The sequence below is a fragment of the Paenibacillus woosongensis genome, assembly GCF_009725165.1.
In the GTDB taxonomy this organism is placed as follows: Bacteria; Bacillota; Bacilli; order Paenibacillales; family Paenibacillaceae; genus Fontibacillus; species Fontibacillus woosongensis.
In genome coordinates this window covers 39113-54780 of the sequence record NZ_WNZW01000005.1, presented here as the reverse complement: position 1 = coordinate 54780, position 15668 = coordinate 39113, and the positions used below count along the sequence as shown (strand labels likewise).

General features: G+C 50.9%; 14 protein-coding genes. 2 read left to right on the top strand and 12 right to left on the bottom strand.

Annotated features, from left to right (window positions below):
* Positions 1–59: 59 nt before the first annotated feature.
* The 10 genes from GNP95_RS14530 to GNP95_RS14485 all read right to left on the bottom strand — a co-directional run bounded on the left by GNP95_RS14530 (position 60) and on the right by GNP95_RS14485 (position 11061).
* On the bottom strand, positions 60–1289 hold the full coding sequence (locus tag GNP95_RS14530) for a CynX/NimT family MFS transporter (protein WP_155611594.1): 1230 nt from the start codon (positions 1287–1289) through the stop codon (positions 60–62).
* A gap of 324 nt (positions 1290–1613) precedes the next feature.
* Positions 1614–2594: a carbohydrate kinase family protein gene (locus tag GNP95_RS14525; protein ID WP_155611593.1), complete on the bottom strand. Its 981-nt coding sequence runs from the start codon at positions 2592–2594 to the stop codon at positions 1614–1616.
* Positions 2595–2621: 27 nt separating this feature from the next.
* Positions 2622–4088 (bottom strand): glycoside hydrolase family 32 protein, encoded by a 1467-nt coding sequence (locus tag GNP95_RS14520; RefSeq protein WP_155611741.1) that lies wholly within the window; start codon positions 4086–4088, stop codon positions 2622–2624.
* 36 nt (positions 4089–4124) lie between these two features.
* Complete coding sequence (locus GNP95_RS14515; protein ID WP_155611592.1) at positions 4125–4958, bottom strand: carbohydrate ABC transporter permease; 834 nt, start codon at positions 4956–4958, stop codon at positions 4125–4127.
* A complete protein-coding gene (locus tag GNP95_RS14510) occupies positions 4958–5842 on the bottom strand; it encodes a carbohydrate ABC transporter permease (protein WP_155611591.1) in 885 nt (294 codons plus the stop codon). Before GNP95_RS14510 ends, GNP95_RS14515 begins: the two co-directional genes overlap by 1 nt.
* Before the next feature lie 106 nt (positions 5843–5948).
* Entirely contained in the window at positions 5949–7283 is a 1335-nt protein-coding gene (locus GNP95_RS14505; RefSeq protein WP_155611590.1) for an ABC transporter substrate-binding protein, read from the bottom strand.
* Positions 7284–7549: 266 nt separating this feature from the next.
* A complete protein-coding gene (locus GNP95_RS14500; RefSeq protein ID WP_155611589.1) occupies positions 7550–8527 on the bottom strand; it encodes a LacI family DNA-binding transcriptional regulator in 978 nt (325 codons plus the stop codon).
* Positions 8528–8688: 161 nt separating this feature from the next.
* Entirely contained in the window at positions 8689–9582 is an 894-nt protein-coding gene (locus tag GNP95_RS14495; RefSeq protein WP_155611588.1) for a CPBP family intramembrane glutamic endopeptidase, read from the bottom strand.
* An 85-nt stretch (positions 9583–9667) separates the two neighbouring features.
* On the bottom strand, positions 9668–10459 hold the full coding sequence (locus GNP95_RS14490) for an AraC family transcriptional regulator (protein WP_330163452.1): 792 nt from the start codon (positions 10457–10459) through the stop codon (positions 9668–9670).
* Positions 10460–10464: 5 nt separating this feature from the next.
* Positions 10465–11061 carry a LysE family translocator gene (locus GNP95_RS14485; RefSeq protein ID WP_155611587.1) on the bottom strand — a complete coding sequence of 199 codons (597 nt, stop codon included), beginning with the start codon at positions 11059–11061 and terminating at the stop codon, positions 10465–10467.
* A 180-nt stretch (positions 11062–11241) separates the two neighbouring features.
* Here GNP95_RS14485 and GNP95_RS14480 point away from each other — a divergent pair, with 180 nt between their 5' ends.
* Positions 11242–11718 carry a glutathione peroxidase gene (locus tag GNP95_RS14480; RefSeq protein WP_330163451.1) on the top strand — a complete coding sequence of 159 codons (477 nt, stop codon included), beginning with the start codon at positions 11242–11244 and terminating at the stop codon, positions 11716–11718.
* A 37-nt stretch (positions 11719–11755) separates the two neighbouring features.
* Positions 11756–12211, top strand: a complete 456-nt coding sequence (locus GNP95_RS14475; protein WP_155611586.1) for a MarR family winged helix-turn-helix transcriptional regulator — start codon at positions 11756–11758, stop codon at positions 12209–12211.
* 114 nt (positions 12212–12325) lie between these two features.
* Here GNP95_RS14475 and GNP95_RS14470 read toward each other — a convergent pair whose 3' ends face one another.
* Positions 12326–14608 (bottom strand): helix-turn-helix transcriptional regulator, encoded by a 2283-nt coding sequence (locus GNP95_RS14470; protein WP_155611585.1) that lies wholly within the window; start codon positions 14606–14608, stop codon positions 12326–12328.
* A gap of 12 nt (positions 14609–14620) precedes the next feature.
* Positions 14621–15631: a LacI family DNA-binding transcriptional regulator gene (locus GNP95_RS14465; protein ID WP_155611739.1), complete on the bottom strand. Its 1011-nt coding sequence runs from the start codon at positions 15629–15631 to the stop codon at positions 14621–14623.
* Positions 15632–15668 lie beyond the last annotated feature (37 nt).

Sequence of the window (15668 nt, the reverse complement as noted above, 5' to 3'; positions counted from 1 at the left end):
ATAGGGACGCTCTCTTTATGTCTAACCAGCGTTAAGCGGATTATTGTGTAATGGCAAAATCAAGATTCCCCCTCCGCCGGCCGTCCAATGAGCCGATTCCGTCCGGCAGCTACGCCAAATATAAGTACAAGTACGGCTACCCCGATCAGAAAAAACATCGGCAGCCGCCATCCGTGGGTTGCATCGTGTAAGTAGCCCACAAATGTCGGACCTATTGCAGCCAGCAGGTATCCGACTGATTGAGCCATCCCCGACAATTCGGCCGCATCGTAAGCGTTGCTCGTTCTAAGGCCGAACAGCATCATCGCCAGGCTAAAGGAACTCCCTAAGCTAATGCCGATCATGATTGCCCAGAGCATCGTCAACTGGTCGCTGCCGTACAAAATTCCGCCCATGCCTATAAAGAAAAAAGATACCGTTATGATCATCAGCCCGACCTGACTTTTCATGCGCCCGGCGATAATCGGCATAATGAAGGTGATCGGCAGCACGGACAGCTGCATGAATGAGAGCGTCCAGCCTGCTGAATCAGCTGACATGCCTTGGCTTTTCAAGATGTCCGGAAGCCAGGTCACTACAACGTAGAATAACAATGATTGCAATCCCATATACAAGGTGACGTACCAGGCCAGCGCGGATTTCCACACGTTGGTTGGCTTGTCCCGCTGTCCGGAAATATGCGCCTGCTGGCGCTCGCGCCGCAGCTGGGGCGCCCAGAACACGGAAGCGATCAAGGCCAGCACGGCCCAAACCGCCAGCGCGCCCTTCCACCCCAGGCCGGCTCCTTCGGCAACGGGTACGCTGATCCCGGATGCGATCGCCCCCGTCAAATTCATGGCTACCGAATATACACCGATCATAAGCCCGGTTCGCAGCGGAAATTTTTCCTTGATTAGACTGGGCATTAGAACGTTGCATACGGATATGGCCAGCCCGAGAATTACCGTTCCGATCAGCAGCGTCCCGATTCCCCACGACGATCTGATGAGGATGCCTACGCCAAGCAGTATAACGGAAGCGAGGAGAACGTGCGGCATGCCGTAACGGCGGGCCAGCTTGGGGGCTACAGGGGATAACAGCGCAAAGGCGATCAGCGGCAACGTAGTGATCAATCCTGCCAGCGTATTGGATATGCCCAGGTCGGTACGGATGGTCTCAACTAGGGGACCTATGGAAGTAATAGGTGCTCGCAAATTTGTGGCGAGAAAAATAATACCCAGCACCAGCAGCCATAGCCTGGAATTCGAGTCCGGATGGGTGCGGGAATGAGCTTCTAAGGATTTTTTCATTATGGTATGTCCTCCATCTTGGCGCATCTGTTGTTCGTGGATGAAATGCGGTATGCCTGGATGCCATTTCTGTATTGTGCGCAAAAATGGGCTCATAGTAATCGCATACATGAATACCCGTTCAACATTTACGTTCAACGAAACATTATACTACACTTCAGAAGCCTTGTCTGTGTGGACTAAACTTACTTTGCAGGAGATATCGGCGCATTTGCCTTGAATTCCGCATGACCCATTCCAGCAGCTTGACAATTTGCAGCCACGTGCATTTCCATAAAAAAAGAATGAAGACCCTGCCGGATTGGCAGGGTCTTCATCGTCTAGTTATCTCCTCGCGCTGGATCGAAACGTATCGACTTCCCGCAGCGTTGGCAGCGCGTCGATCGCTCCGGGACGGCTTGCCGTAAGGGCAGCGGCAGCGTTGGCGAACCTCAGCACTTCCCCGATGTGTTCGCGGCTTAGCTGCCCCAACTCCTTCAATGGGTGCGGTGCCGACTGCAATTGATACAGCACACCCCCGATGAAGGAATCGCCGGCTCCGGTCGTATCCGCGACTTCCACAAGATTGCCGGGCTCGGACACCTCTAGGCCATTGCGCGAGAACCACGTTGCGCCAGCTGCACCGCGCGTATAGATGACATGCTGGACATCCCCGGCGAACAGCGAGGCGATCGCCTCTTTCTCCTCCTCATGCCCGGTGATGAAGGACAGCTCCTCGTCGCTGATCTTCACAATATGGCTTAACGGAAGAAACTCATGAATGGCCCGGCGGCATAATTCCGGATCAGGCCACAGGGGCAGCCTGACATTAGGGTCGAAGCTGATGACCGCACCCGCTTGCCTTGCCAGCTCAATCGCTTTTCGATGGGCATATTTCACCGGAGCCTCGATTAAATCGACGGAACAAAAGTGAAGGAGGTCTCCAGCCGTGAACCAGCCGCTGCCAATCTCGTTCTCATGCAGCAGCATATCGGCGCTTGGATTGCGATAGAAGGAGAAGTCCCGATCTCCGTCCTCCTTAAGGCTGACGAAGGCCAGCGCAGTATTTGCTTCGCTCGTGCGCAGCACGCGCGATACATCCACGCCGCTAGCGGCCAGCTTCTCGACGAGAAAGTCGCCGAAGGCGTCAGCTCCCAGCTTGCCGATAAACGCAGCATTGCCGCCAAGCTTGGCTACCGCGCAGGCCACATTAGCCGGGGCTCCGCCCGCCGCCTTCGCGAAGCTCTCCACTTGCTTCAGCTCCACTCCCTTTCTGTCAGGAATGAAGTCGATTAAGGCTTCTCCAATCGTATACACTGTCGCCAATTCAAGCGCCTCCTTGTATGTCATACTCTAAACCGGATGAATATCCCACTTTTGCAGCATCGTTACTTTGCTCACGCCTGCTGAGAACAGCTTAATGCCCCGGGAATCCGCACCGGGGTAAATCCGTGCCGTCATAACTACTTCCCCGTCGCCAGCGAACACCTCTACAGAAGATTTATCCATGAAAATCCGCAGCGACAGCTTACCCTCCTGAAGAGGCACAGCCGCTTTACGCTGGCCGCCCGGTCCGATGCCTGCCCGCTCCCGATCGAGCAGCAGCATGCCTTCTTCCTGTTGATAAGCTATAACCGTCTCTTCTTGACCTTCTTCATCTGTTCGAAGCTTCAGGCCAAATTCCCTAGCGTTCCCGGCTTCGAACTCAACTTGCAGCTCGTAGCTGTCGCCGGAGATCGCTAATTCCCTCTCCCCGCTCAGCTCAATATTCGCCTGCTCATAAGCGTTGCTGCGCCTCGACTCAATCTCTTCCACGGGGCTGAACAAAATGCGGTCGCCGTCCAGCTCCGCAACACGCGGCAAGCTCATTGCGCCTGCCCAATGATGGCCTTGCTGGGTTGGCATTTCCTGCTCCCACATATCCATCCAGCCGATCACGATGCGTCTTCCCCGGTCATCCACCGTGGACTGAGGCGCATAGAAGTCGAAGCCATGATCGACCTGAGCGTAACGCTCGAACGCAAAGGTCCCGGCTTCGGAGTCAAATTCGCCCACCATATACATGTTCGAATGAAGATTGTTGTATTGCTCGCCCTGCGCCGGCATGCGCTGCGGCGACATCATCAGAATAGCCTTATCCCCCAGCAGGAACAAGTCCGGACATTCCCAGTTGTCGCCGAAGGTACCGTCGCTTTTGGCCAATATGTTAACAAACGTCCAGTTCTGCAAGTCCTTGGAACGGTACAGCAGTACTAGCCCGTTGCCCTGTTCGTCATTCGAGCCTAAAACCATATAGTACTGTTTATTGTACTCCATTACCTTAGGATCGCGGAAGTCCTTGCGGCTCACTCCTTCCGGAATTTGATCAAGGCCGATGATCGGGTTGCCTTCGTATTTGCGGAAATTCACCCCATCCTCCGAGATCGCCAGTGCCTGAACCTGCTCATAGTCCTGATCCTGGTTCGGACCGGTCACCACATGTCCCGTATACAGAAGAGCAAGCTTGCCCTCTTTGGCAATCGCGCTGCCGGAGAAACAACCGTCACGGTCATATTCTTCATCCGGTGCTAACGCCACAGGGAGATACCTCCAGTTTACAAGATCCCGGCTGACGGCATGGCCCCAATGCATCGGTCCCCATACCGGTTTATAGGGATAATGTTGATAGAACAGGTGGTATTCCCCATTATAATGAATAAATCCATTCGGATCATTCATCCAGCCGAACTCGGCCATCAGGTGGTAGTTCAACCGGTAATCGTTCTTAAGCAGATGCTTTGATTCCCTAATGAACTCGTTAGCATCATTCAGCGTATACATCCTCTGAGTAGTCATAGTTCCTCCCATACAAATCCTTTATTTAATAGAGCCCTGCATAACCCCTTGAATGATATATCTCTGAGCGAATAGATAGACGAGCATGACCGGTAATATGGTAAGCACCAATCCGGCCATCAATGGCCCGTAGTCCACGGAATACGTCCCATAGAAGCTGAACGTAGACAGCGGGAGCGTCCGATTATGCGGAGATACAAGAATAAGGGACGGCAGAAGAAAGTCATTCCAGATCCACAATACGTTCAAGATTGAAATGGTTGCGGTTGTCGGCGCCAGCACAGGGAATACGATCCGAAAAAATGTTTGCGTGCGCGTGCAGCCATCGATTAAAGCCGCCTCCTCCAATTCGGCAGGTACGCCCTTTACGAATCCATGATAGATGAACACCGCCAGCGGGCTTCCAAATCCTAAATACATGTAAATGAGAGCCCACTTGTTGTCCAGCATGTTTAGCGTTCCATATATTTTGACCAGTGGAATCATAATCGCCTGGAAGGGAATAATCATCGCAGCAACCATCATCATAAAGGTATACTGATTAAATTTAGTCTGATTGCGCACGAAGTAATGCGCCGTCATCGCGGCAAACAGCGAAATTAACGCTACGCCTAGAACCGTTACGGTCAGCGAGTTTATAAACGAAGCGGTATAACTCATTTTCTCGAATGCATTGCGATAGTTCGTCCAATCCAGGCTCTGCGGCAGGGATAGCGGATTTGAGGTAATCGCCGTATTGGCCTTGAACGAGTTAATTAGTAGAAAGATAAATGGAAAAATAAATAGTGCAAGCACTAGAGTTAGTCCAACCGTTTTCAGCCATACTCCAGCGAATCCTTTACGAGCCGTGTCCATTAAGCCTCTACCTCCATCTTCTTCCCAAAATACACCTGAAGCAGCGTAATTACTGCGACCAGAAGGAAGAGCACTAGCGCCTCCGCTTGTCCTAGGCCGTAATCACGGGAGAGGAACGCTTTCTCATAGACATGCATTGACACCATTTCCGTGCTCTTGAAGGGGCCGCCCTTCGTCAGCGACAGGTTGACGTCATAGACCATAAAGCCGCGCTGCAGCGTCAAAAATATACAAACGATAAACGAAGGAACCATCAGCGGCAAAGTCATCGTCCGCAGCTTCGTCCAGCCATTGGCGCCATCGATGCTCGCTGCCTCCAATATATCGTTAGGGACGCTCATGAGCCCAGCGATATAAATGACCATCATATACCCGGCGTACTGCCAAATGGTCACAATGATGAGGGCCCAGAAGGCTTTCTGCGGGTCAGCCAGCCAGGATGTGCTGAATAGCGGAATTCCCGCCTTCTCTCCTATGAATACCAGAACATTTGAGAAAATAAACTGCCAGATCAGACCGAGTACGATGCCGCCGACCAGATTAGGTATGAAGAACCCGGCCCGGAATATATTCTGGCCTTTCAATCCTCTCGTTAGTCCGAAGGCTAATAGAAAGGCAACGGCGTTGACCAGGATGACGGTAAACAATACATATTTCAGCGTCAATCCGAAGGACTTCCAGAAGACCTCGTCTTGAAACACTTTTCCATAATTCTCGAACCCTACTAGCGTATGTGTCGTCGCGATGCCGTCCCAATTCGTGAAAGTCAGATAAATACCATAAATAAATGGAACGATCATTACGGTAAGAAAAGCGAATAAGGTCGGACCGGTAAACAGCAATCTCGTCCGAAGCCGTGGCCACCATTCCTTTTCTTTGATCATAACGATTCCTCTTTTCCTCTGTCATTGTGAAGAAAGCGATGGATAAGATACACGGGTGCATGTGCTCTTACCCATCACTATCATCTTGTCATCTGATGTAATTAGATTACTTCACGCTTGTCCAATACTCTTCGATTTCCTTAATCAATGTAGCCCGATCCCCGGAATTGTTTAAATATTTCTGCATCGAAGCGCCGACCTTGGCCCAGTGATCCGCGGGAAGAGTACTCATGGACTCTTGGGATTTGCCTCTGGCAATATAGTCCTGAATAGACTGGCCGAGCGGATCAGCGGCTGGAATCGTGATATTCTTAAACGCTGGAATAATGCTTGCTTGGTTAACCAGGAAGTCCTGGCCTTTCTCCTCGTATACGATCCAATTCAGGAATTTCTTCGCCGCTTCCTGCTGTTCAGGCGTACTCTTCTCTTTATCTACAATGATCCGCTTGGAAACCGCTGATGAAATTTCCTGGTTGCCGTAATCTTCCTGGTTGTTGCTGATCGGTACCGGCAGGAAGCCGTAAGCTCCGCTTGCGGTGTCGAAATCTTGAATTTGCGGCCATGCCCAGTTGCCTTGGAACCAAATGCCTACCTCGCCTTTGCCGAGCACTTCAGGGCCGCGCTCATATACACCTGCTAATGGAGACTTCTTGTCGATATTGTATTGTTTCATCATATCGAATGTATCCAGCAGGCCATTCAGCACGGCATTACCCGATAAGTCTTCTGTGCCGGCCTTTAGTGAATCCATGAATTTGTTTACTTCGGCCATGTCCTTGTTCTGTCCGGCATAAGCCAAGGGCAGGAAGTGGGCGCCGAGCGACCAATCCATTGGAGAGATGATCAGCGCCTTTTTGCCGGACGCTTCAATCTGCTTAAACAAATTTTCCAGATCATCTCTGGTCTTAATCGTAGACGGATCGAAGCTGCCGCCTGCCGCTTCATCAAGAACAGCTTTGTTGTAAATGAAGCCATACCCTTCAATCGCTAGCGGGAAACCATAATTATTGCCGTCGAATGTCGTCAGGTTCGTCGCATTCTCGACGGCATCCGCATTCCACTTCTCCTCGCTCAAATCAAGAATCCGATCCTTGAACTTCTCTACATCCCCTGTATCGAGCATCATCATCGTTGGCGGATTTCCCGAGGCATACAAAGTGGAAGCCCGCTCGAATGGAGAGGTGCCTGCCGGAGCAGCCATGATTTCCAGGGTGATATCCGGATTATCCTCGTGGAACGCCTTCGCTGCTTCTTCAAGCTGAGTTTGAATTTCACCTTTTGAGTTCAGCAGAGAGATTTTAACGGCTTTGCCCGACGCGTTAGCTCCGTTACTGCCTGCCTCACTACTGACGGAATTGCCGCCGCTTCCCCCACAGGCCGACACAATCATCGCCAAAAGTACAAAAATTACTGCCACGCTCAACCCATTCAATCGTTTCATTGCTTTCCCCCCGTTAATTAAGTTACTGGCAACCAATGGTTCATAATTTGGTGTGGCAAGCGTTTGAATCACTTGCCGTAATGTAATCGCTTGCAGCATGCTTGCAATTAAGATTGTATGTCAAACCTTTAACATATGTCAATCGTTTGACATAATTTTTATAGAAATTGATCCTATTTTGTCGAATGGTCCGTTCGTGATGATGATGCCACAAAAAAACGCATCCATTTGATGATGCCAAATGAACGCGTTAATTTAATCCAATATTATGCTGTTCCCCGCACAATTAATTCCACGGGCAGTGAAGTGGCGATCTCCACTGGCTCTCCTTCTACCTGCTTGCTAAGAACTTCTACCGCCATCCTTCCGAACTCGTCAATCGGCTGACGGATCGTAGTCAGCTCCGGCGTGAACCAGCGGGCTGCGTTCACATCGTCGTAGCCGATAATTTTGACATCCTCTGGTACTCGTTTGCCTGCAAATTCGCATTCTTTTATCGCGAATGCCCCAATAATGTCGCTTGTCGCGAAAATTCCATCAATCTCGGGATTGGCGGTTAACAGCTCCCGCAGCAGCTGCTCATATCTTGCTTGGTCAAATACGTTCATATCCGTCTGGATAATAAGATGCTCCACACCGTGCCGCTTAACAGCATCCCTAAATGCATCCGTCCTGCGATTTGCCAGCAGATCGAGCTGCAAATTACCGCATATGTGGGCAATCTTGCGGCAGCCCTGACTGATGAGCCTTTCTGTCGCCAGCCTGCCTCCTTCATAGTTATCCGAGCTGATGTAAGGAATATCCTCCCCGATCTGGCGGTCAAACGTAACGATCGGCGAGCGGAGATTGCGGTATTCATCAACCTCCAGCGTATGGCTTCCCATAATGATTCCGTCCACCCGATTGCGGCGCAGCATTTCAATATAGTCCCGTTCCTTGACGGGGTCAAGCTGAGAATTGCACAGCAGCACTTTATAGCCCTTCAGATAGGCGTAATATTCTATGCGATCCGCTAATTCGCTAAAGAACGGATGAGATACGCTGGGCACAATCAGGCCTAGAATATTCGACTGCTTGCGAAGCAAGGAGCGTGCGATCTCATTCGGCTGGTATCCCAGCTCGTCCATGGCGGCAAATACCTTGCTGCGGGTAGTTTCGCTAATATATCCCCTGTTATTCATCACGCGGGATACCGTCGTTACCGATACCCCCGCCCTTAGTGCTACATCATGAATCGTTGCCATGATCTTCCTCTTTCATCTAACCGTATTTGTCTATACTCCACTATAACCGAAGGGTTAAGCGCGGACAAGAAATCCAGGCGTCAACCAGCCCTGTTTCATTATGAAACAGGGCTGGTTTAAGGTATGCCTTCTACGCTTCCCTCCGCCAATATAAGCAGAACTTATTTCAACAACGAAGATACGGAATCCGCGTCAATTTTCTTATTTTTGTTTCTATACATCATGTACACAGCAATGGTGCCGAGGACCAGTAGAACAATAGACAGCGCGCTTCCCTCTAGGCCAAAGCCCCCTCCCGACAGCCAGGCCGGACCTTGGTCAACCGTACGAAGCAAAGAGTAATCCCGCGTCGTCCCCGAGACATTGAAGCCATATATGTAGCCCTGAAAATAGTTCCAGGTCAAGTGCAGGCCAATCGGCCACCACAATCCTCCGGTAACCTCGCGAGCCACCGCCATAATGACGCCAGCCATGATCAAGTTGATGACCGGCAGCGGCGAGCTGAACATGCCCGGATTAAGGCTATGTAGAAGTGCAAACAGAATAGAGCTCACTACGATGGCAGTCGTGCTTCCGTAATGATGGCGCAGCAGTCCCTGAACATATCCGCGAGAGTATATTTCCTCGGATACCGCGACGCCAACGAACAGGAGAACTCCCTTAAGCATAGGAACCAGCATTTCTTGATCCCATTCGGCCAATTGCCAGGAAACCCCGCCGAAAGCCCAAACCAAAACAGCAGAGGCTGAAATAAGAATGATGCCAGCCACGGCGCCATGCAGAGCATACGCTGCTCCCCGCCGCTGCCTGAGCCCGATCGCCCATCCCTTCTTCCGTTCAAAGAACGCATACATCGCATAAGAGCTCGCTATAAACAAAATCATTTGCAAATACTGGACCAGCAGGCTCTCCCCGATCGAAGCCTCCAGCTCAGCCAGGTTCATCCCTCTAGCCACGCCTATGGCTGCAAAAATAAAAGAGACGATAATCATAACAACCATGACCATGACGAAGCTTAATGCAATCTTGCCTGCTACAGAGGCATGAGTTTTCATAAGCACCTTCCTTAGGGCCGGCAATCATCCGGATTGCCTGCAAACTTTTTTTCGTTATCACTATATCCTTGGGTGCTTTATGCTGTCAATCCAAATTATGGGCGGCCAAATGCGACATATATTCGAAGGCTGTCGTCCCGTAAATATTCTTGAAGTGCCTGTTCAAATGGGCTAAATCCACGAATCCGCACTCGCTTACCGCCAAGTAAATATCCTTGCTCTTCTCAATTAACTGCTTGGCGCGTTCTACCTTGCAGTTCAAATAATATTGATACGGTGATGTTCCCGTATTCGCCTTGAACGCGCGGATGAACTGATATTTCGACATTCCAAACAACATGCTGACGTCATCCAGCTTCAATACCTGAGTCACATTACCCTGAATCACTTCCTTAGCCTTACGGGCAAACGCCTGATCCTGACGGTCCGCCGTCCGCATCTCCACCTCGGAAAAATGACCTGCCAGCCCCAGCAGCAATTCATGGCAAAGCGCCTCCGGCCTGCCGCTAAAAATCGCGTTCGTCAAATTCAGAATGCTTTGGCGCAATCCGGCATGATACACGATCGGTTTATCGAACAGGACAACCTCCCTTTGTCCCAGCATGTCCAGAAAAAGCTTGGGATGAATATAGACCATCACATAATCAATCCCCGATCTTTCCTGTGACCGCCCATCATGATTCTGCTCCGGGTTGAACAGCATCACGCCGTTCCGGTGAGAGGATTGCAGGCTGCCGTCCAGATGGTATTCCTGAATGCCGCGCAAGGTGACGCCAAGGGCATACTCCTCATGGCTATGCTTCTTATATTGAAAATCGGCAATGCTGGCCGATAATACGGTGATCCCTGCCGATTGCCTGTATATGAACCGTTCCACTTCCTTCACCCCTTTGCAAACTCAGCGATCCCAGACACCAGGAAAGCGGAGTAAACTAGAAATAAAGCCGTAATAATGTTCGCTGCCTTCTGATATTTTTGCATAAATTTTCTGAAAAGAGTACCGAATACCGCCCAGGTGACATAAGCTGCTAAACCGATGAGCGATACGATCACGACAAAAATAGACAACATCAGCCTCGACGTGTAATAAGGCATTACGTAAGCCGGAATCACGGTCAGCGTAAACAGGACGACCTTCGGGTTGGCGAACTGCATCGCGAAGCCGGAGGCAAATGTTATGGCCTGCCCAGCTGATTCCTTGGATACATCCATTCTATATATCTGGTAAGCGAGATAGAGCATAAATATGCTTCCGACCACCCGCACCACGGACAAAAATGGCGGCAAGCTCGCTGCCAGCACATGGTTCAGTATAACAGACGCCGCAACTAGCAGGAAAAAAGCGAGGGAGGCCCCGGCGATATATTTTATCGTTTTTCTCGTCCCATAGTGATTAACCGCAGCCAGGATAAGAATATTGGTTGGCCCGGGCGTAAACGTCACGATAACACAGTAAATCAGAAATGAGGTCATGTTCATTAAGCACTGCTCCTTAGCTCCTTCACAAGGGAAATTACCTTGCATTATAGAGCCGCATGTGACGTCAGGCATAGTATATTATTGCACCCCCGCTTCATGATTCGCCGGGATTCCAGTTGCCAAACCGCATTTAATCGTGTACGATCGAATCGTGTACGATTAAATTAAGGAGGTTTCGCCGTGAATACCGTGTATGATTTCCAGGTTACAATGACGAATGGGGAGCAGAAATCGCTCCAAGATTATAAGGGACAGCCTTTAATCATCGTGAATACGGCCAGCAAATGCGGGTTTACCCCTCAATTCGGCGGACTCCAAGAGTTATATCATAAATACAAGGACCAGGGATTGGTTATTCTGGGCTTCCCCAGCGATCAGTTCAACAACCAGGAGTACGATAACATTGAAGAAACCACGCAGTTCTGCCAGATCAATTACGGCGTTACCTTTCCGATTTTCGCCAAAATCGACGTCAACGGAAAGCACGAGGATGCGTTATTCACGTTCCTGAAGGAACAGCAGAAGGGCCTGCTGTCCAGCAAGATCAAATGGAATTTCACCAAATTCCTCGTTGATCGCGAGGGGAATGTCGTTAAAAGATACGGCCCAACGACCCCGCCAAGCAAAATCGAAGAGGATTTAATCCCTTTGCTGTAATTCATTTGAGACATTTCATGAACATACCAACCTACGGATGAACAAGGTGAGCATTGTGGAAGATTTTTTGACGCTCAAGAAACAGCTCTGCTTCGCGGTATATGAGACCGCCAGTGAGTTCAACAAGCTTTATGCCGGCGTCCTTCAACCCTTCGGGTTAACCTACCCTCAGTATTTAGTGCTGCTCGCGCTATGGGAGAGGGACGGGATCACCGTCAAGCAGCTAGGGGAGAAGCTTGATCTGGGAACAGGCACATTAACTCCTATGCTTGCTCGAATGGAAGCCAACGGCTGGCTGCAGAAGCGGCGCTCTCAGGTGGATGAGAGGAAGGTATTTATCCATCTTCAGCCCAAAGCCTTCGAGGAGAAGACGCATATTACACTGAGGATCAGCGAGGAAATTCGTGCTTGCCAAATCGGACGGGAGGAATATGAGCAGCTGCTGCAGCAGTTGAACGATCTGCATCAGAAGCTGAAGGAACGCAATTCATAAAATTGCGAGTGGAAATTGAGGAAGACGCCAACCCTGCGGTTAGCGTCTTCTTGCATACCATGAAAGTCCACAGGATTTACCCCGCTGCTATCATTAGCATTCGCAATCACGCGATCAAACCAGTTCCTGCTCCTGCTCCGCCTGCCAGCCGTTAATTCTGCGGTACTCAGCCGGCGTTACGCCGTTATGCTTCTTAAAGGCTTTATAAAAATACGGATTGTTGGAAAATCCGGCCTGTTCGGCAATTTCCCCGATCGGATCCTCGGTTTCGACCAGCAGCTCACGTACCTTGTTCATCCGAACCTCCTGAATATAGCCAAGGATCGTCCTCGATGTCGTCTGCTTGAAGATCCGGCCGATATAGTCGGCCGATAGCCCTAGCTCATCTGCAAGCAAGTCCAGCGACAGGCTCGAATCCATATACTTCTCGTCGATCAGCTTCATGATCCGCTCCGACACGTCCTCCTGTCTCGTCCTCCCCTTGTTCTCCTCCATATGCTTCTCCAGACGGTCGAATAAATGCATATATCGCCCCATGAACTCCTCCAGCGTCTCGTTCCATTCATGCTGATACAGCGGCATCGAAGGAATCGCCAGCTCACCCGCCACGGAGAGGCGGCGTCCCATCGAACGAATGGCGTTCTGCAGCGCAAAAGACAGATGCGATACCGCAAGCTGAAACGACATATAGGAGTAATTCTCCGTATCCCGGATAATTTCGCTGAACAGCTCCTTTACGGCAGGAATCCGTTCGAGATACAGCTCGTCAATCAGCTGCTTCTCCTTATCCAGGGGATATTCATATGGTTTTGCTTTCTTCAGTTCCACGGTCTCCGAGTCAATGATGCTTCCCAGGCCATGGAATACGCGGGAGAAGGAAGCCTCGATCGCCTGCAGGCACAGCCCGTGGACGGCCTGAATATCCTCGCCGATCATGCTGGTTGAGACCGTAATCGACAGCTTTAAATATTGGGTCACCGCCGCTTGGATCCGCCCGGCATGCTCAAGAATAGCTTCGCGCTCATTCTCCGCCCCCTCGTCCCTGGCCTGCACGATTACGGCAATACGGTCATCGCCAAGCACGACGCCGGCAGCCGCAAACCCGGCCTCGTTCAGCATCTCCTGGGCGATGTTAAGCACCCCGAACCGCAGCAGCTGCCGATCCTCCACCGTGTAAGCTTCGATAAAGGAGCGGTAATCATCCACCGTCATCAACAGCACGCGTACCGGGGAGTAGGGATCAAGCCCGACCCCATAACGGGCAAAGCCGGTCTGGACACGATCCGGGTTCCGGTCGGCATCCCCATGCAGCAGCCTGCGCAAATATTCGTATTTCATCGACTGCAGGCTGTTCCTCTGCTCCGCCTCCAAATTACCCAGATGGGACAGCTTCTTGCTGAGCCCGGAGAACAATCGCCGTGATACGAAGTAGGATATGCCCAGCCCGGCCAGCAGAATGGAGACCGTGATGATAATCGTCTTCCCGCGCAGGATGTCGATCCTTTCAGAAATGACCGTGTACGGAAGAATCCGGACATACCGCCAGCCCAAATAATCCGGCTCCGTGTAAGTAACCAAAGATTTCACGCCGTCCACTTCCTCCACGAAATAGCCCGAGGAGTCGGGGTCAGCCAAAATCCGATTAATATACGAGGTCCCCTTCATATCGGTGAGCATAGGGTATTTCCAGCTGCTGGAGACGAGATAGCCGCCCTTATCCAGCAAAAAAGTGTTCGCCGGGTCGCTCGTCAGGGAACCGTCGATATGCTTATGTAATTGCGTTTCTTTAATGTTGACCACAATGGCGTTTCTGTTCGCCTTCGGCATCAGCGTATCGTACAACAGGAAGCTGTATACATCCCGCTGCTTCTCGGCAATATTTCCAGCGAGCCCTTCAATGCTGAGCTTGCGGGGAATTGGCATCAGGGAGTCATAGACCTCCAAATTGCCAAGCATCTCCCGCATTTCATGATCGTAGAACTCCGACTCATCGAATACCGCAGCCACGCTCATATCCGTACTCACATAGAACGTATGCGCTTTGGCGTTATAGACATAAATCGAATCGATGAAAGGCGAAGTCTCCCGATAATTGGTCAGCTGCCGGACGGCTGTAGAAATCTCCATCGGATGGACATCGGTAAAATTCAGCAGGTTGGCGATATGCTGGTCGCTATATATTTGCTTGGCGAATGTGGAGGCCGTGACCGCCATCACCGATGCCTCCTGAGTCGTCTGGGAGAGGCTGTTCATCGTCTGATCGTAGGACTGCTGAAGCGCAATTCGTTCAAAATTAATGTAGAGGATACCAGAAAGAACCGTGATGGTCAGTACAATCGACAGGGTCATCGCCAGAAAAATTTTCCCGTAATAGCGCGTATCTTTTCGACTAAGCAATCCTATCCCCCCTCATTTCGCTCCTTTGGAAGATTCCTTCACGACTAGCTTCGCATCGACTTTAAAACACCGCTTCTCCGCCCACACATTGCCGTTCATCTGATCGATCAGCTTCTCGGCCAGCACGGCCCCCATCGCATAAAGCGGCTGCTCTACCGAACTGATTCTTGGCGTCACATAGTTAGTCAGCCTGATGTTATCCACCCCGGCGACCGCCAATTGATCGGGAATGGATATTCCCAGTTCATTGCAAGCCTTGTACACCCCAAGTGCCATCTCGTCGTTTGCGGCAAATACGGCCGTAAAGTCAGCCCCGCTGCTGCACAGTCGGTGAAAGGCCTCGCAGCCTCCCTCCTCCGAGAAATCGCCGTTTTCGACCAGAGCGGGTTCAAACGGGATCCCGCAAGCCTTAAGCGCTTTCACATAACCCTCCAATCGCTCGATACTGTCCGTCGCATCCGCATATCCGCTAAGAAAAGCGATTTTCCGGTGTCCCTGCTCCGCAAGATGGAAGACCACCTCCTGGGCCAGCTTGATGTTATCCGTAAAAGAACAAGGGATACGCGCGTGCTCAATTTTCCGTCCAATCAGGCCCACCATATACCCGTTATCGGCATAGACTGCAATCTCCTCATCCGATAAATTCGGCGTTACAAGGATTAGAGCATCCACTGTCCGGTTCATGAGCAGGGAGAGGAACTCCCGTTCCTTCGCCTTCTCGTTCTGCGCATCACAAATGAGGACATTGTAATGGAGCGAATTAGCCATGTTCTCGATGCCTTTGATGATTTCCGCATAATAAGATACACGCACATCGGAGACGACGACCGCCAGATTCATCGTTTTGCGGGAACGAAGCTGCTTGCCCATATTATTAGGGATGTAATCCAGCTCCCGGATGGCCTGAAGCACCCTTTCCTCCGTCTTGGCATTTACGAGGTTGCTGCCGTTCAGCACGCGGGATACCGTAGCGGGCGACACATTGGCTCTCTTGGCAACATCGATGATTTTACTTTCCTTCATAATCACGGAATACCACACTTTCAATCATTGTTGCTCT